Source organism: Kiloniella laminariae DSM 19542 (assembly GCF_000374005.1).
GTDB classification, from domain to species: Bacteria; Pseudomonadota; Alphaproteobacteria; order Kiloniellales; family Kiloniellaceae; genus Kiloniella; species Kiloniella laminariae.
Window position 1 is genome coordinate 688,069 of the sequence record NZ_KB893134.1, and the last position, 23,620, is coordinate 711,688.

The 23,620-nt window shown below is 53.9% G+C and carries 22 protein-coding genes; 15 read left to right on the plus strand and 7 right to left on the minus strand.

Annotated elements, in window-relative coordinates:
* Positions 1–17: 17 nt before the first annotated feature.
* Positions 18–530 carry a DUF2846 domain-containing protein gene (locus B152_RS24915; RefSeq protein WP_020590973.1) on the minus strand — a complete coding sequence of 171 codons (513 nt, stop codon included), beginning with the start codon at positions 528–530 and terminating at the stop codon, positions 18–20.
* 165 nt (positions 531–695) lie between these two features.
* On the opposite strand from B152_RS24915, the gene B152_RS0103380 reads away from it, so the two are divergent.
* The 11 genes from B152_RS0103380 (at position 696) to B152_RS22325 (ending at position 14,577) form a co-directional block, all read left to right on the plus strand.
* Positions 696–1,115 carry a MaoC family dehydratase gene (locus B152_RS0103380; protein WP_020590974.1) on the plus strand — a complete coding sequence of 140 codons (420 nt, stop codon included), beginning with the start codon at positions 696–698 and terminating at the stop codon, positions 1,113–1,115.
* A gap of 289 nt (positions 1,116–1,404) precedes the next feature.
* Positions 1,405–2,400 carry a bifunctional riboflavin kinase/FAD synthetase gene (locus tag B152_RS22320; protein WP_020590975.1) on the plus strand — a complete coding sequence of 332 codons (996 nt, stop codon included), beginning with the start codon at positions 1,405–1,407 and terminating at the stop codon, positions 2,398–2,400.
* A 62-nt stretch (positions 2,401–2,462) separates the two neighbouring features.
* Positions 2,463–5,303 (plus strand): isoleucine--tRNA ligase, encoded by a 2,841-nt coding sequence (gene ileS, locus B152_RS0103390; RefSeq protein ID WP_020590976.1) that lies wholly within the window; start codon positions 2,463–2,465, stop codon positions 5,301–5,303.
* A 2-nt stretch (positions 5,304–5,305) separates the two neighbouring features.
* Positions 5,306–5,827, plus strand: a complete 522-nt coding sequence (gene lspA / locus B152_RS0103395; RefSeq protein WP_020590977.1) for a signal peptidase II — start codon at positions 5,306–5,308, stop codon at positions 5,825–5,827.
* 30 nt (positions 5,828–5,857) lie between these two features.
* Positions 5,858–6,439 (plus strand): DUF3035 domain-containing protein, encoded by a 582-nt coding sequence (locus tag B152_RS0103400; RefSeq protein ID WP_020590978.1) that lies wholly within the window; start codon positions 5,858–5,860, stop codon positions 6,437–6,439.
* Positions 6,440–6,686: 247 nt separating this feature from the next.
* Positions 6,687–8,060 carry a M16 family metallopeptidase gene (locus tag B152_RS0103405; RefSeq protein WP_020590979.1) on the plus strand — a complete coding sequence of 458 codons (1,374 nt, stop codon included), beginning with the start codon at positions 6,687–6,689 and terminating at the stop codon, positions 8,058–8,060.
* Positions 8,057–9,451 (plus strand): M16 family metallopeptidase, encoded by a 1,395-nt coding sequence (locus tag B152_RS0103410; RefSeq protein WP_020590980.1) that lies wholly within the window; start codon positions 8,057–8,059, stop codon positions 9,449–9,451. Before B152_RS0103405 ends, B152_RS0103410 begins: the two co-directional genes overlap by 4 nt.
* A 116-nt stretch (positions 9,452–9,567) precedes the next feature.
* Complete coding sequence (locus tag B152_RS0103415) at positions 9,568–10,887, plus strand: hypothetical protein (protein ID WP_020590981.1); 1,320 nt, start codon at positions 9,568–9,570, stop codon at positions 10,885–10,887.
* Between the two features lie 41 nt (positions 10,888–10,928).
* Complete coding sequence (gene mutL, locus B152_RS0103420) at positions 10,929–12,839, plus strand: DNA mismatch repair endonuclease MutL (RefSeq protein ID WP_020590982.1); 1,911 nt, start codon at positions 10,929–10,931, stop codon at positions 12,837–12,839.
* A 183-nt stretch (positions 12,840–13,022) separates the two neighbouring features.
* Positions 13,023–13,283, plus strand: a complete 261-nt coding sequence (locus tag B152_RS0103425; RefSeq protein ID WP_020590983.1) for a hypothetical protein — start codon at positions 13,023–13,025, stop codon at positions 13,281–13,283.
* 157 nt (positions 13,284–13,440) lie between these two features.
* Positions 13,441–14,577 carry a DUF3095 domain-containing protein gene (locus B152_RS22325; RefSeq protein WP_020590984.1) on the plus strand — a complete coding sequence of 379 codons (1,137 nt, stop codon included), beginning with the start codon at positions 13,441–13,443 and terminating at the stop codon, positions 14,575–14,577.
* Positions 14,578–14,583: 6 nt separating this feature from the next.
* Here B152_RS22325 and rsmD read toward each other — a convergent pair whose 3' ends face one another.
* Together rsmD and B152_RS22330 are read right to left on the minus strand one after the other, a co-directional pair.
* Positions 14,584–15,171, minus strand: coding sequence for a 16S rRNA (guanine(966)-N(2))-methyltransferase RsmD (gene rsmD / locus B152_RS0103435; protein ID WP_020590985.1), 588 nt, complete (start codon positions 15,169–15,171; stop codon positions 14,584–14,586).
* A gap of 1 nt (position 15,172) precedes the next feature.
* The gene (locus B152_RS22330; protein WP_211212103.1) at positions 15,173–16,249 is read right to left on the minus strand and encodes a pseudouridine synthase; all 1,077 of its coding nucleotides are present in this window, start codon (positions 16,247–16,249) and stop codon (positions 15,173–15,175) included.
* On the opposite strand from B152_RS22330, the gene B152_RS26190 reads away from it, so the two are divergent.
* Positions 16,224–16,481 (plus strand): hypothetical protein, encoded by a 258-nt coding sequence (locus B152_RS26190; protein ID WP_211212104.1) that lies wholly within the window; start codon positions 16,224–16,226, stop codon positions 16,479–16,481. The two genes, B152_RS22330 and B152_RS26190, sit on opposite strands and share 26 nt — an antisense overlap.
* Before the next feature lie 147 nt (positions 16,482–16,628).
* A complete protein-coding gene (locus B152_RS0103445; protein WP_026261245.1) occupies positions 16,629–17,075 on the plus strand; it encodes a nucleoside deaminase in 447 nt (148 codons plus the stop codon).
* 3 nt (positions 17,076–17,078) lie between these two features.
* Here B152_RS0103445 and purD read toward each other — a convergent pair whose 3' ends face one another.
* Positions 17,079–18,353, minus strand: coding sequence for a phosphoribosylamine--glycine ligase (gene purD / locus B152_RS0103450; RefSeq protein ID WP_020590988.1), 1,275 nt, complete (start codon positions 18,351–18,353; stop codon positions 17,079–17,081).
* A 182-nt stretch (positions 18,354–18,535) separates the two neighbouring features.
* Between purD and xseA the strand changes: the two genes are divergently transcribed.
* Together xseA and B152_RS0103460 are read left to right on the plus strand one after the other, a co-directional pair.
* On the plus strand, positions 18,536–20,101 hold the full coding sequence (gene xseA, locus B152_RS0103455) for an exodeoxyribonuclease VII large subunit (protein WP_020590989.1): 1,566 nt from the start codon (positions 18,536–18,538) through the stop codon (positions 20,099–20,101).
* A complete protein-coding gene (locus B152_RS0103460) occupies positions 20,101–20,916 on the plus strand; it encodes a M23 family metallopeptidase (protein ID WP_020590990.1) in 816 nt (271 codons plus the stop codon). The genes xseA and B152_RS0103460 overlap by 1 nt, the downstream gene beginning before the upstream one ends.
* A 29-nt stretch (positions 20,917–20,945) precedes the next feature.
* Here the strand turns inward: B152_RS0103460 and B152_RS0103465 are convergent, their stop codons facing one another.
* Genes B152_RS0103465 through B152_RS22335 form a run of 3 tightly spaced genes read right to left on the minus strand, consistent with a single transcriptional unit; the run spans position 20,946 to position 23,613 of the window.
* Positions 20,946–21,857: a lysophospholipid acyltransferase family protein gene (locus B152_RS0103465; protein ID WP_020590991.1), complete on the minus strand. Its 912-nt coding sequence runs from the start codon at positions 21,855–21,857 to the stop codon at positions 20,946–20,948.
* A gap of 3 nt (positions 21,858–21,860) precedes the next feature.
* On the minus strand, positions 21,861–22,874 hold the full coding sequence (lpxK, locus tag B152_RS0103470; RefSeq protein WP_020590992.1) for a tetraacyldisaccharide 4'-kinase: 1,014 nt from the start codon (positions 22,872–22,874) through the stop codon (positions 21,861–21,863).
* A complete protein-coding gene (locus B152_RS22335; protein ID WP_083921786.1) occupies positions 22,861–23,613 on the minus strand; it encodes a lysophospholipid acyltransferase family protein in 753 nt (250 codons plus the stop codon). Before B152_RS22335 ends, lpxK begins: the two co-directional genes overlap by 14 nt.
* Between the last annotated feature and the right edge of the window lie 7 nt (positions 23,614–23,620).

Genomic DNA, 23,620 nt, shown 5'->3' on the forward strand with positions numbered 1-23,620 from the left:
ACTTTATCGTCGACTGTTCAGGGAAGAAGCTTCTGTCCTTTGAGATCCTCCAGGGCTTCTTCTTCTGACACCTCTTCGATTGTCAAATAGGTTCTGACCACCGAGGTGGTGCCGAAGGCCCGTATATAATAGGTTTCTCCCGGATTCAGAGTCAGTGGCAGTATTTTTTTCATGTGAGAGGAGATCTGGATCTCATAGTTTCCAGGGTGTGCATCGCGAAAAAAAGCTTGGTTGAGCACAGCACTTCCCACCGCTTTGCCGTTGACCAGAAATTCAGGTTGTAGAGCGGCAAGAAAGGGAACTTTCGAGCGATAAAAATAAATTCGGGCTTGTTCGGCTGATGCCTGGGGAAGACTGCCGGTGATTGGGCGGGCGTTTTTATCCGCACCACAGGCCACAAGCAATGTAAGGGCGAGAAAGCCCAGGGTTGTCTTTAGAGTTCGATAGAGCATCACTGTTCCAAGCTGGATTGATGCCTCATTGTAAGACGTGGACCCACCAAAGAACAACCAGAGTTTATGCACATCCATTGTTGCTGTCGGATGCTTTTGCTGCAGTGCAAAAATAACTTGTTTTGCTCTCTTTGAAAAGTTAGCGTGAGACAGTAAATTACAGTTATCGGCTTTGTCGCGAAACAAAACACTAATTTGGAAAACAATGATTTTGGGCGGGTACTGGCTTAACAGGGGAATGATATGCAGGGTTATTATCTTGAAGATCTAAGCGCAGGGATGGAAGCATCTTTTGCCAAAACAGTGACAGAAGCTGACATTGTGCTGTTTTCCGGCATCTCCGGTGATACCAACCCGGTACATATCAACGAAGAGTTGGCCCGGACGAGTGTATTTGAAGGTCGCATCGCCCACGGAATGCTGACAGCTTCTTTTCTCTCGGCAGTTTTAGGCACTAAACTGCCCGGACCTGGCAGTATTTATCTTTCGCAGTCTTTGAAGTTCAAGGCGCCGGTACGTATTGGCGATACCGTGACGGCTACAGCGCGGGTAAAAGAGGTTATTGTCGAGAAGAAACGTGTTGTTCTCGAGACATTTTGTCAGGTGGCCGGGAAGACGGTTCTTGAAGGTGAAGCCGTGATCATGGTTTCTTCACGCCCCTGATCAGCGCTGCGTTCAGGGATGGTCCCGATCTGACTGGAACTATCAGGGTATTTATCTGGTTGCTCAACACAGCTATCAAGGCGTTTCTCGGCTATTCTTTTGTAAAAAGGCTACTCGCCTGTTTTCAAGCGCCTGCTGAGCTAGTATTCATAGGCGCTTGAAGCGAGTCCCCGAATTAACGGGGCTCGGGTAGCTATCTCTTCGAAACACGTTGGGCGCAACAAACAGAACAAGCTTGCGACTGGTTTTGTCGAGGAAATGTACGGGATGAGCAGGGCCAGATCTGAACATGGCAGTTTTTCATAATTTCTCCAATTTACCCGCTGAAGCCAGGGGCGCTGTTGTTGCGATTGGCAACTTTGACGGGGTGCACCTTGGTCATCAGGCTGTTATCGGACAGGCGGCGGAGATCGCAAAGAAGCTTGGCTTGCCACTGGCCGTGCTGACTTTTGAGCCACACCCTCGATCCCTGTTCCAGCCTAACCAACCCTGTTTCCGGCTGACGCCGATGATTGCCAAAGCACATGCTTTGCATAAAGCGGGTGTCGATCATGTTTTTGTTCAGGATTTCACCAGGGAATTCTCGCAACAGTCGGCCGAGGTTTTTGTGCTGGACACACTGGTCCGGGATCTGGGTGCCAAGCAACTGGTGATCGGATGGGATTTCTGCTTTGGCAAAAATCGTCAGGGTAATGCCCAGCTGCTTGAGAAGATGGGGGCCGAGCATGGCTTTTCTGTCCATGCCGCAAAAGCTGTGACAGACCACAGTGACGTGGCCCTTTCCTCATCGCGAGTTCGTGATTATCTGCAGCAGGGAAAGCCTGTTGCCGCGGCAAAAATCCTTGGGCGTTATTGGGAAATTGATGGCCCGGTGCTACACGGGTTTCAGCGAGGCAGGACCATCGGTTTCCCGACGGCCAATCTGTCGATGGATAACTATCTTGTTCCGGCTCTGGGTGTTTACGCCGTACGCATTGCCAAGGCCGGGGTAGAAGGTTTGGGGCGAACCCACTGGTATCACGGTGTTGCCAATATTGGCACACGCCCGACCCTGGATGGAGATTCAGTTAATCTTGAAGTCTTTATCTTTGACTTTGATGAAGATATTTATGGTATGGACCTGCGGGTGCAAATCGTGGATTATCTTCGCCCCGAGAAGAAATTTGACGGGCTGACAGCCCTGAAAGAACAGATCGACAAAGACAGCAAACAGGCCAGAGAGCTTTTGATGTCCTTAAGAGATCACCCTCTAGAGTTTGTTGTTCCGACAGCAAGCATAGAATAAGCCAATAATCACCAAAAATTGCCAAAAATAGTAGGCCAAAACGTAGACGGAAGAGTGGCTCCATGAGCACGGATTATAAAGATACAGTTTTTCTCCCCAAGACCGATTTCCCCATGCGCGCAGGACTGCCGGCTAAAGAGCCGGAAATTCTGAAGCACTGGATTGATATTGGTCTGTTTGAAAAGCTGCGTGCGACGAGCAAGGATCGTGAAAAATTCATACTTCACGATGGTCCTCCCTATGCGAACGGCCACCTGCACATGGGGCATGCCCTGAACAAAGTACTGAAAGACGTGATCAACCGCTCGCAGCAGATGATGGGCAAGAATGCTCATTACGTCCCGGGATGGGATTGTCACGGTCTGCCGATCGAGTGGAAAATTGAAGAGGGTTATCGCGCGCGCGGACAGGACAAGGACGAGGTGCCTGTGATCGAGTTCCGCAAGGAGTGCCGCGAGTTTGCAGACAAATGGATTGCGACCCAGATCGAGGAATTCAAGCGTCTCGGGATTGAGGCTGACTGGGACAGACCATACAAGACGATGGATTTTGCCTCGGAAGCTCTGATTGTAAAAGAAATGGGCAAGTTCCTGATGAACAAGGGGCTATACATGGGCACCAAGGCGGTGCTCTGGTCTGTTGTGGAGAAAACGGCCCTGGCTGATGCCGAGGTCGAATACCATGAACACAAATCCCCGACCATCTGGGTTCGTTTCCCGATTGCCAGCAGCAAAGATCCCTTACTTGATGGTGCTTCGGTTGTCATCTGGACAACGACGCCCTGGACCATTCCTGCCAACCGGGCTGTTGCCTGTGGGGCCGAGTTTGAGTATGTGGTCTATGAGGTCGAGGAACTTGGCGAAGGCAGTTTGGCCCGGGTTGGCGAACGCCTGGTCCTCAATCGGGAACTGTCCGAGCAGGTACGGCTTGATGCCCGGATCGAAAAGTGGCGGGAAGCGGGTGTCGTATCCGATTTGACTGAAGTGCGTGTCCAGCATCCGTTGCGTGGTCTCGAAGGTGCGGATGGCGGATACGACTATGACGTGCCTCTGCTGCAGGCAGATTTTGTGACTAATGAAGCCGGTACCGGCTTTGTGCATGTTGCCCCAAGCCATGGTGCCGACGATAACGAACTGGGGCGCAAACACGGCCTTGAAGTGCCGATGATGCTGGACGAAGCCGGGATCTATTACGATCACGTTCCCTTCTTTTCTGGTGCTTGTGTCTATACCCAGGAAGGCAAGCCGGGCGATGCTAATGGCAAGGCGATCAAGGCCCTGATCGAAACCGGCGGGTTGCTGGCCAAAGGCTCCATGCGCCACAGCTATCCGCATTCCTGGCGCTCCAAAGCGCCATTGATTTTCCGGAGTACGCCGCAATGGTTTATCTCTATGGAGACAAACGGCCTTCGGGAAAAAGCACTCAAGGCAATTGATGATACCCGCTTTGTCCCGGAGCAGGGCAGCAACAGACTCTATAAAATGGTTGAGGGTCGCCCGGATTGGTGTGTCTCGCGTCAGCGCGTCTGGGGTGTGCCTTTGCCGATTTTCATGGAAAAGAAAACCGGCGAACCTTTGCGGGATCAGAAAGTTCTCGACCGGATTGTCGAGGCTTTCCACGCAGAAGGTGGGGATGCCTGGTTTAACAGTTCCCCGGCACGGTTCCTGGGCAATGAATATAATCCGGATGATTTTGAACAGATCATGGATGTGATCGAGGTCTGGTTTGATTCCGGCTCTACCCACAGTTTTGTGCTCGAGGCCCGTCCCGAGCTGAAATGGCCCGCGGATCTCTATCTTGAAGGATCAGACCAGCATCGTGGCTGGTTCCACACTTCCCTTCTGGAATCTGCAGGAACAAGAAACCGTGCCCCTTATGATGCGGTTCTGACCCACGGTTTTGTGCTGGATGACAAGGGCCGAAAGATGTCCAAGTCTCTGGGTAATATTATTGCTCCGGCAGAAATCATCGCCAAATATGGTGCGGATATTCTGCGTCTCTGGGTGGTGGCTTCCGATTATTCCCAGGACTTGCGGGTTGGGGATGAAATCCTCAAGTATCAGGCCGATGCCTACCGTCGTCTGCGCAACACCCTGCGCTTTTTGTTGGGGAGCCTGGACGGCTTCACCGATGAGGAGCGCTTGCCAGTCGAGCAGATGCCCGAACTTGAAAAGTGGGTTCTGCATCGCTTGACCGAGCTTGATGTGATTGTGCGCAAAAGCTGTGATGACTATGACTATCACGCCATGTTCCAGGCCCTGCACAATTTCTGCGCTGTAGATCTGTCGGCTTTCTATCTCGATCTGCGCAAGGATGCGCTTTATTGCGATGCACCTGACAGCACTGTTCGCCGTGCGGCCCGTACGGTTATTGATATTCTCTTTGACAGTCTGACGGCCTGGCTGGCACCAATCCTCTGTTTCACAACCGAGGAAGCCTGGCTGGCCCGGGGCAAGAAGGGGGCTGAAGAGTCCGTACATCTTCGCACCTTTGCCGAAATTCCGGCGAGTTGGAAGAACGAAGAACTGGCAAGCCGTTGGGATAAAATCCGTGAAGTGCGCCGGGTTGTTACCGGAGCAATTGAAGTTCTGCGGGCAGAAAAGAAAATCGGATCCAGCCTTCAGGCGCGCCCTGCGGTTTATATTGCCCGTAACGAGCTGATGGAGGCCATTGGTGATCTTGATATGGCTGACATCTGTATCACGTCCCAGATCGAGCTGGTTCGTGCAGATGCACCAGAGGAAGCCTACAGGCTTCAGGATGTTGAAGGTGTGGGGGTTGTTGTAGATATTGCAGAAGGTGACAAGTGTCAGCGTTGCTGGAAGGTTCTGCCTGACGTGGGAAGCCATCCGCATGCCGAAGATACCTGCAGCCGCTGTGCAGATGTTCTGGTGAAGTCATAAAAATGAGCCGGGTGTCAACAAATGGTTCCGCGATGTTGCTCAGGGCTCTGTTCCTGGCGACCCTGATTGTCGGGCTGGACCAGGCAAGCAAATGGTTCATCCTGATCGAAGTGATGAACCCGCCCCGGGTTATCGAGGTTACGGGCTTTTTTGATCTGGTTCTTGCCTATAATACGGGGGTGAGTTTTGGTCTCTTTGGCAGCGATTCCCCCTGGCGCCCCTTCATTCTTGCAGGAGCCGCCGTGGCAATCGTTATCGGGATGTTTGTCTGGTTGCACAGGGAACCCTCCCGCCGACTGGCACTGTCGGTCGGTCTGATTTGTGGAGGAGCGATTGGTAATGTGATTGACCGTATTCTCCATATTGGTGTGGTGGATTTTCTCAGTTTCACCCTCTCATGGCTTCCCTGGCAGATCTTCAATCCCTGGCCCGCATTTAATCTGGCAGACAGTACGATTTTCATCGGAGTGGTGATTTTACTCTGTGATGGCTTGTTCTTGACGCAATCTAAGGGTAATAAATAGGGACCTTGTAAAGGGACGCAGGTTGAACGGATGAAAAGTTTGAAGATTTTGGGAGTCCTCGGGATCTCCCTCGCAGTTGCCGGATGCGGTGATACCCTGAAAGAACAGATCGGTTTGGGTAAACGCTCCCCCGACGAGTTCAAAGTTGTATCGCGTGCTCCTTTGAGCTTGCCACCTGATTATAATCTTGCTCCGCCTCGCCCGGGTGCCTTGCGTCCGCAGGAAGGCTCTCCTCAAGGTAAAGCACGGCGGGCTGTATTCAATCTGGACGGCAGTGCCGGGCCGGCTGAAGACTTTGCTCTGTCCCAGGGCAACCGCAGTGAAGGTGAGATGTCTTTACTGAAATCGGCTGGTGCTGATGAGGCACCAAGTGATATCCGCCTGCTGGTTGATCGTGAAACCCGCCAGTTGAACTCAGAGAGCGAACAGGTGGTTGATACACTGATCTTCTGGAAAGACCAGCCAACTCCAAACTCTGTCGTTGATCCGGTCAAGGAAGCCAAACGTCTGCAGGAGAATGCAGCTCTTGGAACCAGAGGGCAGGGTGAGACCCCAACGATTGTTCGCAATCGCGAAGCGCCTCTTGAAGGTGTTCTGGACGGTATCTTCTAGAGATACAGGATCGCCTGAATCTAAAAGCTCCGGTTTGCCGGAGCTTTTTTGCGTTGGAACTGTTTTACAGGTTATGAAATTCGATACTGATTTCGCTCCTGTTCAGAACGGCGCAGAGCGTGAATAATGCCGGTTTCCGGTAGATATATTTTTCTACGGCCCTTGTGTCGGGATTGAACCGGATCTACTTATTTTCCTAGCATCAGGGGAAGTTCTCCCCTGGGATAAAGGGCGAACCGATCTGCTCATGAATAGTGTTATATTTTCCAAATTGAAGTGCCTTTCCACTGCGATTACCGGACTTTGTTTTCTTGTCGCGGTCAGTCCTGTTCAGGCTGAAATCTTCAAACCAGAGACCTTCACCCTCGATAACGGGTTACAGGTGGTGGTGATCTCTAACCATCGTGCACCGATCGTGACGCAGATGCTGTGGTACAAGGTTGGTGCTGCGGATGAAGTGGCGGGGGAATCCGGGAATGCTCATTTCCTTGAACATCTGATGTTCAAGGGAACCGAACGTTTTAAGAACGGCGATTTTTCATCCCTCGTGGCAAAAAATGGTGGTGAGGAAAATGCCTTCACTTCCTGGGACTACACCGCCTACCATCAGACCGTTGCCAAGGATCGTCTGGCACTGGTGATGGAGCTTGAAGCGGACAGGATGACAGGGCTGGTACTGACCGATGATATCGTCCTGCCTGAACGCGAAGTGGTGCGGGAAGAACGCCGGAGCCGGGTTGATAACAACCCTTCTGCCCAACTTGGAGAAGTTATGCAGGCGAGCCAGTACCTCAATCATCCCTACCGGATACCGATCATTGGGTGGGATCATGAAATCGAGGAGCTCAATACCGAAACCGCCTTGAGATTCTATCACAAATGGTACGCTCCGAATAATGCTGTGCTGGTTGTCGCGGGAGATACCACGGCTGAGGAAGTCCGTCCTCTGGCGGAGAAATTCTATGGTGTGATTCCGGCGCGGGATGTTCCTGAACGAAACCGGATATCCGAACCACCCCAGAATGCGGCCCGACGGGTGGAACTGGAAAGCAAGCTGGTTAGCAGTCCCACGCTTTCAATCCGCTATCTTGCACCGAGTTACCGCACGGCGGAAGGTAACGTTCCTTACGCCTTACAGATCCTAGACGAAATTATTGGCAGTGGGGCGACCAGCAAGCTCTACAAGACCTTGGCTGTCGAAGAGGGAACAGCGGCCTCTGTTGGGACTTCCTATAATCCAGGAGCTTATGATCTGGGCAGCTTTATTTTTTATATTTCTCCCCGCCCCGACATCCCTCTTGAACAGGCAGAAGAACGTCTGCATGAGGAGATCCAGAAGATCATGGAAACTGGTGTGACGGAGGAAGAGGTCCGTAAAGCGCAGAGCCGGATGGCGGATGCTGCGGTGTTTGCCCGCGATCCTCTTTCGGCTGCTCCCAATATATTCGGGCGCGCCCTGACAACAGGACGTACGGTTGCTGATGTCGAGAACTGGCCTGCGCGGATTGCAGAAGTAACGGCTGAGGATGTCAATCGAGCTATGAAGCAGATTGTTATTACCAACCAATCCGTGACCGGCGTGCTGTTACCAGAAGGGCTGACCGAGGAAATTACAGAATGAGTGTTTTGTTAAAGAGAAACAGCTCTTTTGCGGGAAAAATTATCAAGTCAGGCTGTGCGTATTTTTATCTGTTCCTGCTTTCATCTCTCCTGATAACAATTCGCCCGGAATTGTCATTGGCAGTAGAGGTCAAACAGGTGGTGTCTCCGGGTGGGATCAAGGCCTGGCTGGTTGAAAACCACAGAAACCCGATTGTTGCGATCAATTTTTCTTTTGGTGGCGGATCTTCGGTTGATCCCTATGGTAAAGAAGGCCTGGCCAACTTTGTTGCGGCGACAATTGACGAAGGTTCCGGCGATCTCGATTCCCAAGCCTTCCAGGGGAAACTAAATGACCTCTCTATCTCGCTTCGTTTTGATGCGGGTCGCGACCAGCTGAATGGCAGCCTTTTTACATTGAAAAAAAATCAGGCTACGGCAATCGGTCTTTTACGTTCATCTTTGACTGAGCCTCGGTTTGATCCAGAACCAGTAGAAAGAATTCGCTCGCAAATCAAGCTGACGTTGGAACGCCGTCAGGAAGACCCCAGTTACAAGACACAGGACAGGCTCAGACAGCTGTTCTATCCAGGACATGTTTTTGGACGGCCAAATGATGGCACACCTGAAAGCCTCTCGTCGGTTACGGTAGAGGACATGCGTCATTATATGAGTAATTTTATCGGACAGGATAATCTTACTGTTGCGGCTGTTGGGGATATTTCTGCCGAGGAACTCGGGGTCATACTTGATCAAGCTTTTTCCGGAGTTTCCGAAAAATCCAGATCCAGCGAGATTGTCGATGTTTCCCCTGCCGTGACGGGGGGAACCATCGTGATTGAAGAAGATATCCCTCAAAGCGAAGTTTTGTTGGCCCAGGGTGGTATTGCTCGTGATGATCCTGATTACTATGCAGCGGTGATCGTGAACCATATCCTGGGAGGTGGTAGTTTTTCATCGCGCCTTTATCAGGAGGTTCGGGAAAAGAGAGGCTTGGCCTATTCCGTCGGTAGTTTTCTCTCTGCACAAGAGCAGGCACCTTTACTTATTGCAACAGTTGCAACCCAAAATGACCGGGTTGCGGAATCGATTCAGATTATTCGGGATCAGTGGCGCTTGATGGCAAATAAGGGACCGAGCCAGCAGGAGCTATCGGATGCCGTGACCTATCTGACAGGATCATTCCCGCTGAACTTTACCAGTACGGAACAGGTTTCGGATATTCTTCTGGCGATGCAGCTTAACAAATTGGGCATCGATTATCTGGACAAGCGTAATAGCTATCTGGAGGCTGTAACGCTGGAGGATGCCCGGCGGGTTGCCCGCAGAATGTATGATGCGGATAACCTGACTGTTATTGTCGCGGGGGCTCCTGTGGGTTTGAAAGAGGAAAATCCGGTGCCAAGACGCTGATCAAGCTGGTTTCATGGAAACCAAGGGGTGTTTGTGCTTTTGGTCCAAACACCAGTTTGTTACGGTTCAGTTTCAGCGCGTCGGCTGTTGCCGATAGCAAATAACCTGTGGATGCGATGTCTTATACTCACGATATTAATTTTTGCCTTGAGGAATTCCTCGGTGAAGGTGGTCTTAAACGCCAGATATTTGAAGAGCAGCTTGCCAGCTGCACACAGAGTCTGGTGCGCTTGAAAGAGGACAAGGAAAGCGGGCGTCTGCCGTTTCTTTCCATCCCCGAAGAGCGTGAAGATCTTGCGGCTTGTCAGTCGCTGGTTTCCTCCTACCGGGATAACTGTAGCGATGTAATTGTTCTGGGGACGGGTGGCTCTTCCCTGGGAGGCAGAACACTCTACGGTTTGGCGAACAGCCCTTTTGGACCAGTAAACGGTGGTCCACGGCTGCATTTTGTCGATAATATTGACCCCTACAGCTTTGCTGTTCTGCTCAAGCGGCTGGACATTTCGACCACGGGTCTGATCACCCTGTCGAAATCGGGATCAACAGCGGAAACCGTCGCCCAGTTCATGGCGCTACTTCCGGCCTTTCAAAAGGCCTATGGCCCGGACAAACTGGCCGAGCGGGTGACCATTATTACAGAGCCCAGACCAAATCCCCTGAGAAAACTCGCGCGTGAACTAGGGCTGGAGTGTCTGGATCAAAATCCGCTGATCGGCGGGCGCTTCTGTCTTTTGACCATTGTCGGGCTGTTGCCCGCAATGATTGCAGGTCTGGATGTCAACGCCTTGCGCGAAGCTGCTGCCAAAGTGGTTCATCAGGCGCTGAACACAAAGGATATGGAAGAGATTGCCCCGGTCGTCGGCGCGTCTGTTGCCACGGGTCTGCTGCGTCAGCGCAATATTTCGCAGACAGTGATCATGCCCTATGAAGACCGTTTGGCGGATCTGGGGCTCTGGTATAACCAACTCTGGGCTGAAAGTCTGGGCAAGGAAGGCAAGGGCACCACCCCGATCCGCGCCTTGGGAACGGTTGACCAGCATAGCCAGTTGCAGCTCTACCTTGATGGTCCCCAGGACAAAATGTTCACCATGATCTATCACGATGCCCGTGGTGAAGGTCTGCCGGTGGATTCCGCCCTGCCGGATGGTGAGGACACACTGAGCTATCTGCGTGGACGGACATTGGGGGATCTGCTTACAGTATCAGCCGAAGCGACAGCGCAGACCCTGGCAAAGAACGGTCGTCCGGTGCGCAAGATCACCTTGCAGCAGATTGACGAGCAGGCGCTTGGGGCGCTGACCATGCATTATATGCTTGAAACGGTGATCGCCGCAGATCTTCTGGGTGTGAACCCCTATGATCAACCCGCAGTGGAGCAGGGCAAGGTTCTTGCTCGTCGTTTCCTGCGGGACCTTAATACAGAAAACGCCACGTAAGCTGACTGTCAAAGCCGATTGGTTCTGAAGGGAAATTTGTAGTGTCTATCCGTCGTTTGCCGGAAACCCTGGTCAACCAGATTGCTGCAGGAGAAGTTCTTGAACGCCCGGCTGCGGCGGTCAAGGAGCTGGTGGAAAATGCGCTGGATGCCGGGGCGACGCATATTGATGTGCAGATGCGCGACGGCGGGCGCAGCTATATTGCGGTGAGCGATGATGGCTGCGGGATGAGCAAAGAGGGGCTTGCTCTCTGTATTGAGCGGCATGCAACTTCCAAGCTTCCGAGTGATGATCTGGTCCATATTGAAACGCTGGGGTTTCGGGGGGAGGCCTTGCCGTCTATTGGTGCGGTGGCTCGCCTGCAGATTACCAGCCGCGAGAAACAGGCTGAGGATGCCTGGTCGATCCGGGTCGAGGGCGGCACAGTATCGTCTGTCCAGCCTGCAGCCTGTAATCCGGGCACAAGGGTAGAGATCAGGGATCTGTTTTTTGCCACGCCAGCGCGACTGAAATTTCTCAAGGTCGCCCGGACAGAACTTAGTCATGCTGAAGATGTGATGAAACGTCTGGCGATGGCACATCCTGAGGTTGGCTTTTCGCTCTCTGATGAGAAGCGTACCCTGCTGCGCCTGCCTGCCAATAGCGGTGATCTTTTTGAAGCCCGGCTCAAGCGCCTGTCGTCTGTTATGGCGCGCGAGTTTGGAGAAAATGCCCTCAGGGTCGATGCAGAGCGGGAATATCTTTCTCTGTCCGGCTACATTGGCCTGCCGACCCTGAACCGGGGCAATGCCCAGCACCAGTATCTTTTTGTCAATGGTCGTCCGGTTAAGGATCGTCTGTTACAGGGAGCGGTACGGGGGGCTTATCAGGATTTTCTGGCCCGTGATCGTCATCCGCTGTTGGCGCTGTTTCTGGAAATGCCGCCCGAGATGGTGGATGTCAACGTGCATCCCGCCAAAACCGAGGTCCGCTTCCGCGATGCTGCCCTGGTGCGGGGACTGATTGTCGGGGCCTGCAAACATGCGCTGGCCGAAGCGGGGCACCGGGCGTCCACGTCAGTTGCCAACTCGGCCCTTGGCATGCTTGAAGCGGCAAGAAATCGTCAGGAACAGGACGGGTCAGAGGGGCGTTCTGGTCACGCCTATAACTGGCAAGCAAGGCCTTCAGTGAGTTATCCTTCCGGTCGCCTGTCTGAAACCATCTTTTCGTCCCAGGCTCCTCTTGGCGGCAACCAGTCGACCTTGCCCGGCGCAGAGAGCTTTGCCCCTCATGCCCGCGGGGGAGAGGCGACAAGCGGGTTGGCGGAAACCGGCAGCAGCTGGAATCCACAAACAGAAGCTCGTGAAGCTGAACACTTTGACCATGCTGCGCATCCCCTTGGCGCGGCGCGGGCGCAGTATCATGAAAATTATATTATTGCCCAGACAGAAACAGGCATTGTTATTGTTGATCAGCATGCTGCCCATGAACGGTTGGTGCTGGAAAAAATGAAAGAGCAGATGGCAGCGCAGGGGATGAAATCCCAAATGCTGTTGCTGCCGGAGGTGGTCGAGCTGGAAGAAGATGCAGCACGCCGCCTGGTCAAGCGGGCGGATGAACTGTCGGAACTTGGTCTGGTATTGGAAGCTTTCGGCCCGGGGGCTGTGGTGGTTCGGGAGGTTCCGGCTATTCTCGGGGAGCGGGCCAATGCTGCAGCACTGGTCATGGATCTTGCGGATGAACTGGCTGAACTGGGTGAAACGCTGGCTCTGAAAGAGCGGGTGGAGCGGGTGCTGGGGACCATGGCCTGTCATGGATCGGTGCGGTCAGGACGACGGTTGAACAGTGAAGAGATGAACGCCCTGTTACGACAGATGGAAGTGACACCTCATTCCGGGCAGTGCAATCACGGCAGACCCACCTATATAGAATTGAAGCTTACAGATATTGAAAAACTTTTTTCAAGAAGATGAGAGCTCTTGTTCCGTTATACGGCCCTGCAGATTTATGATTTTTTTGTGAGTTGATCGTAAATCAGGCGCCAATGCTGTATAATACAAAGAAATGTAAGGAAGCTTATTTAATCTGAAATCTTGCATGCCATCCTGTTTTTGAAACTATTCACCTGTTTTGAAACTATTCAAGGGAGGATAAAAGTGATTGATCTGGAAAAAGCAATGCTTGATCCCACAGCTGTATTCGATATTCCTGCGGAAGTTCTTGATACGGACGAATTGAACCGTGCTCAGAAAGTCGAGATCTTGCGCCGTTGGGAATACGATGCCCGGGAACTGGAAGTCGCCGAAGAGGAAGCGGGGATGGCTGTTCGTCGACCTGAAATGTTTGGTCTGGTGCTCAAGGCTCTGAAGGATCTTGGGGCAACACATGATACAGAACACAGTCCCCCGACAAAATAGCAGCATGAAGTTGTGTCGTATCTGGCCCGCAAAAATCCGGAGAAGCCCCTTGTCTGATTTTCTGTTGCTTCGCATACCAGACGGCAAAACATGAACAACTGCAGGTTCAGGTTGTTGAAAGAGCAAAAATATTTCCTATTTTCTTGCGGGAGCCGTTATGGGGTTTGATTTTTTGCAGCTCTTTCCGGCCAGGCAGTTTTCTGATGCTTTTTCCAAGGACTTCTACTATCCGGTACCGGATGACTGGTGGGTTGTGACCACCGACGTTGTTCATTCCACGAGGGCTATCCAGGCCGGACGTTATAAAGATATCAATATGCTTGGGGCAGCGGGGATCACGGCGGTGTTCAACCTGCTCGGCGGGGCAAAGATTCCCTTTGTCTTTGGCGGAGATGGTGCGAGTTTTCTCTGTTCAAATGGACAACAGCCTGCTCTGGTGGACGAGCTACTGGCGGTGCAACACTTCGGGCGTGATTTTTTTGATCTGGAACTCCGGGTTGGTGCAGTGCCGTTAAGCCAGATCAGAAAACAGGGAAAAGACGTCCTGGTTGCTCGTCTGGAACTCTCCCCGGGGAATAACCTCGCTCTGTTCAGCGGGGGCGGGCTTGTCCTTGCGGATCAACTGATCAAAGCAGACAGCACAGGCGAGTACTGCAAACAGCAAAGCTCTGACAGATTACCAAATCTGGAAGGTCTGAGCTGTCGTTGGCAACCTTTAAAACCCCGGAACGGAACGATCCTGACGTTGTTGATCCAGGCTAATGAAGAGACTGATTATCAGCGTGTTGTCGAGGATGTGCAGGGGATGATCGAGCGCGACGTCGAAGATATCAATCCGGTCAAAATCGCGGACTTGAAGATCAGAAAGTTTTTTGAAGATTTTACCCTGGAAAATTTTACTCTCAGTGCCGGGCGGGGAGGTTTTTTTAGGCCTTTTTTCCTGCAAATCCTAACGAAGGTGTGGCACCGGGTGGCTCATTGGATTAACGCCCAACACGGGCCCTACAAACCGGAAGTCTATCTGAAAGAGCTGCGGAGCAACTCGGACTTCAGGAAGTTTGACGATATGGTGCGGATGGTCGTTGACTGTCGGCCTGAATCTGTTCCCGATTTGAGGGCCTATCTGGAACAAAAACGGGCCGAAGGTATTATCCGTTACGGTCTTCACCTGTCTCCTGAAGCTCTTATGACCTGCCTGGTACTGGATTTCGCCTGTTCCCAGCACCTGCACTTTATCGACGGCGCCGATGGCGGCTATGCTATGGCAGCTAAAGAGTTAAAAGCGCAGTACTGACTTGACCTAAACCGCTTCTTGCCTGAGGAAAAAGAAAATCCGTGCCTTGCCGTATTTGCGGTTGTCGACCAGTTCAAATCCTTCGGGGGCGGTCAGGGTTTCTTTGGCCTCGGCCTCAACGGCGATCAGGGCGGTGGGGGAAATCCATCCGGCACGGTCAAGGGCAGCCAGTGCGGGGCTGCTCAGGTTCTGGTTATAGGGGGCGTCCATCAGGATCAGGCTGCAGGCTTCGGACGCTTTTGGCGGCGCGAGGACGTCAGCGGCAATCACCTGGGTGGTGCTCTGCTCCCGCAGGGTACTGATATTTTCCCGGAGGGCGGCAAGGCTCTCCGGGGCTTTTTCGATAAAGGTTACTTTTTGCGCTCCCCGGGAGAGGGCTTCCAGTCCCAAAGCACCGGTTCCGGCAAAAACATCAAGGATGTGCTGGCCGACAAGAAGCCGTGCTGTGCCGGAAGGAAGCTGTCCTTTGCTGACGTCCCCTTGCAGCAGGATGTTGAAAAGGGATTCCCTTGTCCGGTCCTGTGTCGGGCGGGCGATGTCTCCTGCTGGACAGCTAAGCGGGCGCCCACGATGTCGGCCTCCAACAATGCGCATATCAGGAACGTTTGCCTTTAAGGGTCAGCTTCCCCCGGGCCTTGGCAGCAGGTTTCGCTGACTTGTTGTTTCTGGGGCGTTCACTGTCCTCGTTGTTGCGTGTGTCACGGCGAGGGCTGCTCTTCCCGGTCGATGCTTTGGCGGCCCCTGGCTTCTTGAAATCAGAACGGCCCGGTTTTCCTGATGCGGGGCGTCGGCTCTGGGGTGGTTTTTTTCCGCCTTTAGCCGAAGTTTCTTCCGGAATCGTGTCGGCTTCATCCCCTTGCAGACCCAGCTGGTCTTTCAACAGACGCGGAGGAATCTCGATAATCTCGCCGGGGGGCAGATCGCTGAGCTGGAAGGGGCCGTAGGAAATGCGGATCAGGCGGTTGACGATCAGTCCGAGATGCTCGCAGACACGCCGGATTTCACGGTTCTTTCCTTCGCGCAGGGACATCAGCATCCAGGCGTTGGTTTGGGCTTGATGGGCAATCGTCGCCTCAATTGGGCCATACTGGATACCATCGATGTTCAGGCCATCAGCCAGGGCCTTGATGTGGTGTTCTTCTACCTGGCCGTGGACGCGAACCCGGTAGCGACGTTTCCAGCCTGTGGAAGGCAGTTCAAGGCGTCTTTTGATCTCGCCATCGTTGGTAAAAAGCAACAGGCCTTCCGAATTAAAGTCAAGCCGGCCTACAGGTTGAAGCCGGGGCAGATCCTTGGGCAGATTGTCAAAGACGGTCGGGCGGCCTTCTGGGTCGCGAACCGCTGTGATCAATCCCTTTGGCTTATGAAACTTCCACAGGCGGGCACGTTCTGCCTGGGGCAGCGCGACACCATCAACCTTGATCTGGCTTTTGGGGCCAACAACCACAGCCGGGCTGTCGAGCAGTTTGCCGTCAAGCTGTACCCGACCTTCGGCAATCCAGCGCTCGGCATCACGGCGGGAGCAGAGGCCAGCCCGGGCGATAACCTTGGCGATACGCTCTTCCTTGTTCGAGGCGGGAGCTGCGACAAAATCCGACCCGACAGAGGCAGTGCCTGCCCCATCCCTGCCCTCTCTATTGGGACGCGTGAAGGGTGCTTTTCCTTTACGCATTGCTGGTGCTCTGCTGTCAGCAGCCTTGCCTCTGGCAGGCCGCGCGCCGGATGATTTTCGCTCAGGAGATCTATCATCAATAGATCTGTCGTCAAAAGCTCTTCCTTTCCCGGCAGGGCGGGCTTGGGAACGGCTTGAACGGGGAGATCCGGATTTTGTGGTTCTGGGTTTTGCTGGTTTTGTCATGGCGGGGAATGTATGCCTGAGAAGGTCTGCTGTCTACTGTGAATAGAACAAAAGACCTATGCGTTTATTTAAGTTCCGCCTTGAGAGGATCCGTTACCTGATCACCCTCTTGACCAAGGGCGTATTTGCAAGGAAAGTCGACGGCATGAAAAGTGATCAGCAGAGAGTTTATTGCAAGAAGCCCGGAGAAGCCATGGCAATCGCTCTGGACGAGGCAGAGCTTGCTGCGCAAGCGGGGGAAGTTCCTGTCGGTGCTGTGATTGTCGAGAGCGCAACGGGGCTCGTTTTGGCCCGGGCACATAACAGGGTGGAGCGGGATAATGATCCCACAGCTCATGCCGAGGTTCTGGTCATCCGGGCGGCCTGTCAGATCCAGGGAAGCCCCCGATTGGCAGAATGTGATCTCTATGTGACACTGGAACCCTGTCCTCTTTGTGCCACGGCAATATCCTTCGCCCGCTTACGCCGGGTCTATTATGGTGCCTATGATCCCAAAGGTGGCGGAGTGGATCATGGTCCCCGGATATATGAACAGTCGACCTGCCACCACAAGCCGGAGGTCTATGGTGGCTTGAGCGAAGAGGCCTCTGCCCTGCTGCTCAGAGGATTTTTTCAGGCCCGGCGGAGCGAAGCCGACTAGAAATCAGCGGTTGAGTTCACGCCAGCCGATATCCCTGCGGCAGAAACCTTCCGGCCAGGAAAGCTGATCAACTGCCTGATACGCAGCTTTTTGAGCGGCCCGAATATCCGAGCCCAAAGCTGTAACACCAAGCACACGTCCGCCAGTAGCAAGCAGATCTCCGTTGTCGTCGCGCGCGGTTCCTGCATGAAAAACCGTGACGCCAGCTGTTGCATTGGCCTGCTCCAGCCCGTCAATCCGGGTGTTTTTATCGTAGCTACCGGGATAACCCCTGGCGGCCATGACCACGAGAAGCGCGGTTTCGTCGTGCCAGTCGAGAGTGACCTGATCGAGGTTACCTTTTGCTGTCGCCATCAAAGCAGGCAGGAGGTCTGATTTGAGACGCAGGCAGAGGGTCTGGCATTCGGGGTCGCCAAAACGCACATTGTATTCGATCAGTTTCGGCCCTGTATCGGTTAGCATCAGGCCGGCAAACAGAACACCTTTATAGGGGTGGCCCTCTGCTTTCATGCCTTCGATGGTTGGCCTGATCAACTGTTCGATTGCCTGTTGCTCAAGGGCGGGCGTTAGAACAGGCGCTGGAGAATAGGCACCCATGCCGCCTGTGTTTGGGCCGGTGTCACCTTCGCCGACACGCTTGTGGTCCTGGGCGGAGGCAAGCGGCAGGTAGTTTTCACCGTCTGTCAGGACAAAGAAGCTGACTTCTTCACCTTGCATGAACTCTTCAATAACGACCTCGGTTCCGGCGTCACCAAAAGCCCGGCCAGAGAGCGCTTCTTCCAGAGCCTGGCGGGCTTCTTCCATGGTCATGGCAACTGTAACGCCTTTGCCTGCGGCCAGGCCGTCGGTCTTGATGACGATTGGGGCGCCCTGTTCTTCGAGATAAGTCTGGGCCTTGGCCAGGTTGGTGAAGCGGGCATAAGCTGCCGTCGGAATGTTGTACCTGGCGCAGAAGTCTTTCATGTAGCCTTTTGAGCCTTCGAGCTGGGCTGCGGCAGCAGAAGGGCCAAAGGCCGGGACGCCGATGGCCTCTAGTCTGTCAACCAGCCCGGCAACCAGCTGGGCCTCGGCACCGACAATGACAAAGCCGATGTCGTTTTCCTGAACAAAAGTGACTAGCCCGTCGATATCTTCCGCCTTGATCGGCAGGCATTCTGCCACTTCGGCCATGCCTGCATTCCCCGGTGCACAGTAGAGTTTCTCGCAAAGAGGAGACTTGGCGACAGACCAGCTGAGGGCATGTTCGCGGCCACCAGATCCAACGACGAGAATGTTCATTTCAGGCTCCCGGTTTTGACAGGTCGATATTTCAGGTTGGTAATTCTGGCAAGCTTATGCCCTATTCCGCCACTGAAGACCAGACTTTGGCCTGTTATTGAGGGAGAAAAATTTCTGCTCAGGAGACTGAATCACAGCTTTGCTCTGTCGACTTTCCCAACGGGGCTGTTTAGGATGCGGGCATGAACGATCTTTTTACGCCTCCTCCTTCTGCTCCGGCCGCTTCGGGAACCACTGAACGCGGAAATAATGCCCCTGCGCTCAGCGTTTCAGAGATTTCCAACTCGATCAAACGCGAGCTTGAAACCCGCTTTGACCGCGTGCGGGTGCGGGGGGAAATTTCCGGCTTCAAACAGGCTGCTTCAGGGCATATGTATATGTCTCTGAAAGACGATAATGCGGTGCTTAGCGTTATCTGCTGGCGCGGTGTTGCAAGCAAACTTTCGATCCGCCCCCAAGATGGTCTCGAGGTCATCGTCACGGGACGGATTACCAGTTATCCGGGGCGTTCGAACTACCAGATCGTGATCGAGAGCATGGAACTGGCCGGGGAAGGTGCGCTGCTCAAGTTACTGGAAGAGCGCAAGCGCATGCTGGCCGGAGAGGGGCTCTTTGCCGAGGAACGCAAACACCGCATTCCTTTCCTGCCGGAAGTAATCGGTGTGGTGACGTCGCCAACGGGGGCAGTCATCCGGGATATCATGCACCGGCTTTCAGATCGTTTCCCGCGTCGCGTTCTGGTCTGGCCTGTTCTGGTGCAGGGCGATGGGGCGGCAGAACAGATTGCCAGGGCAATTGAAGGTTTTAACAAGCTTCCCCTGACAGGCCCTGTGCCACGTCCGGATGTTCTGATTGTTGCCCGTGGCGGCGGCAGTCTGGAAGATCTCTGGGCCTTTAACGAGGAAGTCGTGGTCCGTGCCGCGGCTAATTCTGCAATTCCGTTGATTTCGGCTGTCGGGCACGAGACTGATACCACCCTGATCGATTTTGCCTCGGATCGCCGGGCACCAACCCCGACAGCAGCCGCCGAAATGGCGGTGCCGGTTCGGGCCGACCTGATTGGTGAAAATCAGGAAATCGGACGGCGGATCTATGCCGGGGCAAACCGTTTGCTCGGTGAGCGCAAGATGCAACTTGAAGCCCTTGCAAGAGGCCTTCCAGACCCGAGGCGCCTGATTGAAGAGAAGACCCAGCGGCTGGATGATCGGGCAGAGCGGATGCGCAATGCAGTGCGGGGTTATCTGCGTAACCAGACGGCACAGCTTTCTGAAATTTCGGCGCGACTGCCCCACCCGAAACAGCAGATCTTGCTGGCAAGCCACCAGCTCGACAGTCTGAAAGAGCGGATGACTGTTTCCCTGGGGCAGATTCTCCCCAAACGGCAACAGGAATTTGATCGGCTTGATGCCGCGCGACGGATGCAGGCGGCGACAGGACTGCGGCTTGAACGGAGTGTGACTGCCCTGCAGTCTCTGGATCGTGTACTTGAGAGTGTGTCCTATAAAAATGTACTGAAACGCGGATTTTCTGTTGTGCGGGGCGACGATGGCGCGGTGCTTGCAGCAGACCAGATATCAGACGGTATGCATCTGAATATTGAGTTTGCCAATGATCGTTCTGTCGCGGCCGTTGCCGGGAGTGACAAAGGCCCTCTGGTTCCCCCTGGCGGCGCTTCTGGCAAGTCCGGTTCCAAGCCGAAAAAGAAGCCGGGCGCTTCTGGTGAGGCCGCGCAGGGGAGCCTTTTGTAATGCGCTTGATTTCACTTATGTTCGTGCTGTTGCTGCAAGCAACTGTGGCCAGGGGAGAAGAAGCTGTTTCGTTAAAAGGCCAGCTCATCCAGGGGGGAATCATTACTGGTAAAACGGCGCCGGGTTCACAAATTTTGCTGGATGGGCAGGCCTTGAGAGTCTCGGCAGTCGGGGATTTTGTCTTCGGCTTTGATCGCGACGCAGAACCACAGGCTCTCTTAACGGTTATCGCACCGGGTCAAGCGCCACTTATCCAGAAACTGGAGATCGCCCGCCGGGATTACGATATTCAGAAGATTGAAGGTGTTGAACAGAAGTATGTTTCTCCGCCAAAAGAGGTGACAGAGCGGATCAGCAGGGATGCCCAGTTGGTTGCCGCAGCCCGTAAGGATGATATCGACAAGCCGATGTTTGTTTCTGGTTTTGTCTGGCCTGCACAGGGGCGAATATCCGGGGTTTATGGCAGCCAGAGAGTTTTTAACGGCGTGCCCAAACGACCGCACTATGGTGTCGATGTTGCTGCGCCCGTGGGGACGCCTGTTCTGGCTCCGGCGGAGGGAATTGTGACCCTGGCCGAGGCGGATCTCTATTATTCGGGCGGGACGGTTATTCTGGATCATGGGCACGGCCTGTCCTCGAGTTTTCTGCATATGGATAGTGTCACGGCTAAAGTCGGTGACCATCTGACGCAGGGAGATCAACTGGGAACTCTTGGGGCGACAGGACGTGTTACTGGACCGCATCTGGACTGGCGGATGAACTGGTTTGAACAGAGAGTTGATCCGCAAACACTGGTTGGGGCTATGCCGCAGTAAATATGCGACCAGACCGGAAAGAACAGGGTTTATTCGCTTTTTTCTTTCAGCTTTTTGTAAGCTGCTTTGGGCCAGCGTCGGTGAAGCCAGAGCCACTGTCCGGGGGTTTCCCGAATCCAGCTTTCGAAAACCCGGTTTAATTCGCTCATACCTTCCAGGCTGTCCTGATCCCGCTTGCCACTGCTGGGAAACGCGAGCGCATCGTGGCAGGTCAGGTGAAAAGAGGCCGGGCCGGTGCGTTTGCATTGAATGGGGAACACTGCAACGTCAGCTTTTGCTCCAAGGATCGCTGGAGCAGCAGGGCTCATGGCCGGGATACCAAAGAAAGGAACTTCGATCCCGTCGTTCATCTTCTGATCGGCGAGTAAACCAACAGCTTCCCCATTGCGAATTGCCTTTAAGGAAGCTCTGGCTCCCTCAACGCCCTTGGAGGCCGAGCGGTTTCCGGTTGAGGTGCGGATATCGTCAATTATCTTGGCAACCAGCGGGTTGTTCGGCTGGCGGACAAGAATGGTCTGGGGATAGCCGAGCAGTGCCGCAGTCATGGGCAAAATTTCCCAATTGCCAATATGGGCGCCGATAAAAAGAAGTGCTTTACCTTCCCGGTGGGGCTGTTCGAATTTCTCTAGCCCGCTGACCGTGATGTATTTTTTGTGGTTCTGGACGATCTCTCTCAAGTGGGGGTATTCGAAGATTACCCGGCCCAGGTTATCCCACATGTCCCGGATTATCTGTTTGCGTTGCGATACGGAAAGCTCGGGCAGGGCCAGTTTGAGGTTCAGATCAGCTTTGCGGGTAATGCCCAAAGAAGGGCCGATGTTCCGCCCGAGAAAACCGCCAAAGTTTGAACAGCCTTTTACAGGGAAAAGGCGAACCAGGCGCAGAAGGGCGCGCAAACCGAGAGCTTCAAACCTGTGGCGGTAGGTGGGGGCAGAGTTCATGGTCTAGTTGCCTGTGGCTTTCGAGAGCAAATCCTTGATGATCCCGGGATTATCCCAAACAGCGCGAATGGGCAAGCTGATGATTTCAGGAGCACCTGCAGGAGGTGTCAGGCGGCTCAGCTTAACCGCATCTTTTTCTGTGGTCAGGATTAGCTCGGCCCCCTTGTGTTGAGCTTCTTTGACGATCTGTTCTATATCGGCGTTGCAGTAGGGATGATGGTCGGGGAAGTTCCGATTGCCAACCAGCTTCACACCGAGCTGTTCCAGTGTGGTATAGAATTTTGCCGGATAGCCAATACCTGCAAAGGCGAAGACAGCCTTGTGGTTTAAGTCAGCTGTAGCGCCTTCTGCGGGTCGCGGAGCAGGCTCTATATGGGCCTGTATGGCGGGAAGTCCCCGAAGGGTGGTACAAACTTCTTGATTTATCACTGTCTTGGCCGATGGCTTGAGCAGAACCACAGCGTCGGCACGGGAGAGCCCGGTTTTTACAGGCTCACGTAGAGGACCTGCAGGGAGAACCCGCCCGTTGGAGAAACCCCGTATGGCATCGACAACGATGAGTGAAAGATCCTTGTAAAGACCGGGGTTCTGAAAGCCGTCATCCAGTAGAAGCACATCAGCCCCGGCAGCGATGGCTGCCTCGGCTCCCGCAACACGGTCTTTGCTGACCCAGACGGGAAAATCCCGGGCAAGAAGCAGGGGTTCGTCTCCGACCTCGGCCGGGGTGTGACGTCCCGTTTGGACCTGCAGGGGGCCTGTTGTAGTTCCACCGTAACCGCGGGAAATAATATGCGGGTTCTTGCCCTCTTCCCGCAGCAACTGGGCCAGTGAGGCTGTAACGGGGGTCTTGCCGCTGCCTCCTGCAGTCAGGTTTCCGATGCAAATCACGGGTACGGATACCTGTTTCGGTCGGGCCAGACGCTGGTGCAGATTGCCGCCAAGGCTGTAAAGCAGAGCGGCGGGCAGGAGGAGAGTGCTGATAAAATTCCGCTCTTGCCAGAAATCAGGGGCGCGCATCAGCTACCCCCGTTTTGGCAGGTGTTTCAGTATTGTCGGTTCTGGCAGGAGAAACAGGAACGTGACCGAAACAGAGATCAGCTTTGCCCGTTAGCTCGTTCAACTGCTTTTCCAGTTCAATACGGTAGCCTTCCAGTTCTTCTTTGCTTGCATCACGGGGAACAGCAATTGGTGTGCCCCAATGAATGATTCCACGGCCAAAAGGCAGGGGCAGGCAGAAGCGATCCCAGGAATTAAAAATCTTTCGCGAGGAAACGTTGCCAGAGATGGCAATGACGGGACGGCCGGTCATTTGTGCGGCTTTGATCGCCCCGTTTTTGGCACGCATCCGGGGGCCTTTCGGGCCATCAGGTGTAATACCGATCGCCCCCCCTTTATCAAGGGTGCGTTTTAAGGTGACCAGTGCAGAAGCACCGCCGCGGCGGCTTGAACCTTCGACTGTTCTGAAACCGAGGTTTTCAATCGCCCTGGCAATCACCCGGCCATCGCGGTGGGCAGAGATCAGCATATGAAAGCGGCTGCGGTCGCTGTGCTTCCAGGCATGAAACATCATGACCATTCTTGAGTGCCAGAAACAGCCAATGATATTGGATTCCTGATCGAGGAATCGGCGTGTCTCATCGGGCATCACTTCCTGCCAGCGGGTGGTCGCCCGAACCAGAACAATATAGCTCGACATAATCCGGGCTATGAAGTTCTGGATAGGTACTGAACGGAGGAGCCGCTTGCTAAGTTTCATTATACCC

Bases quoted from the DNA above. Each gene is read 5' to 3' on its own strand.
- B152_RS0103405 (WP_020590979.1), top strand. From the start codon at position 6,687: ATGAATAGTGTTATATTTTCCAAATTGAAGTGCCTTTCCACTGCGATT.
- B152_RS22325 (WP_020590984.1), top strand. From the start codon at position 13,441: ATGGGGTTTGATTTTTTGCAGCTCTTTCCGGCCAGGCAGTTTTCTGAT.
- B152_RS22330 (WP_211212103.1), bottom strand. From the start codon at position 16,249: ATGCGTAAAGGAAAAGCACCCTTCACGCGTCCCAATAGAGAGGGCAGG.
- B152_RS22335 (WP_083921786.1), bottom strand. From the start codon at position 23,613: ATGAAACTTAGCAAGCGGCTCCTCCGTTCAGTACCTATCCAGAACTTC.
- B152_RS0103445 (WP_026261245.1), top strand. From the start codon at position 16,629: ATGGCAATCGCTCTGGACGAGGCAGAGCTTGCTGCGCAAGCGGGGGAA.
- rsmD (WP_020590985.1), bottom strand. From the start codon at position 15,171: ATGCGCATTGTTGGAGGCCGACATCGTGGGCGCCCGCTTAGCTGTCCA.
- B152_RS0103410 (WP_020590980.1), top strand. From the start codon at position 8,057: ATGAGTGTTTTGTTAAAGAGAAACAGCTCTTTTGCGGGAAAAATTATC.
- B152_RS0103465 (WP_020590991.1), bottom strand. From the start codon at position 21,857: ATGAACTCTGCCCCCACCTACCGCCACAGGTTTGAAGCTCTCGGTTTG.
- purD (WP_020590988.1), bottom strand. From the start codon at position 18,353: ATGAACATTCTCGTCGTTGGATCTGGTGGCCGCGAACATGCCCTCAGC.
- B152_RS24915 (WP_020590973.1), bottom strand. From the start codon at position 530: ATGGATGTGCATAAACTCTGGTTGTTCTTTGGTGGGTCCACGTCTTAC.
- lpxK (WP_020590992.1), bottom strand. From the start codon at position 22,874: ATGCGCGCCCCTGATTTCTGGCAAGAGCGGAATTTTATCAGCACTCTC.
- xseA (WP_020590989.1), top strand. From the start codon at position 18,536: ATGAACGATCTTTTTACGCCTCCTCCTTCTGCTCCGGCCGCTTCGGGA.
- ileS (WP_020590976.1), top strand. From the start codon at position 2,463: ATGAGCACGGATTATAAAGATACAGTTTTTCTCCCCAAGACCGATTTC.
- B152_RS22320 (WP_020590975.1), top strand. From the start codon at position 1,405: ATGGCAGTTTTTCATAATTTCTCCAATTTACCCGCTGAAGCCAGGGGC.
- B152_RS0103460 (WP_020590990.1), top strand. From the start codon at position 20,101: ATGCGCTTGATTTCACTTATGTTCGTGCTGTTGCTGCAAGCAACTGTG.
- B152_RS0103400 (WP_020590978.1), top strand. From the start codon at position 5,858: ATGAAAAGTTTGAAGATTTTGGGAGTCCTCGGGATCTCCCTCGCAGTT.
- B152_RS0103380 (WP_020590974.1), top strand. From the start codon at position 696: ATGCAGGGTTATTATCTTGAAGATCTAAGCGCAGGGATGGAAGCATCT.
- lspA (WP_020590977.1), top strand. From the start codon at position 5,306: ATGAGCCGGGTGTCAACAAATGGTTCCGCGATGTTGCTCAGGGCTCTG.
- B152_RS0103415 (WP_020590981.1), top strand. From the start codon at position 9,568: ATGTCTTATACTCACGATATTAATTTTTGCCTTGAGGAATTCCTCGGT.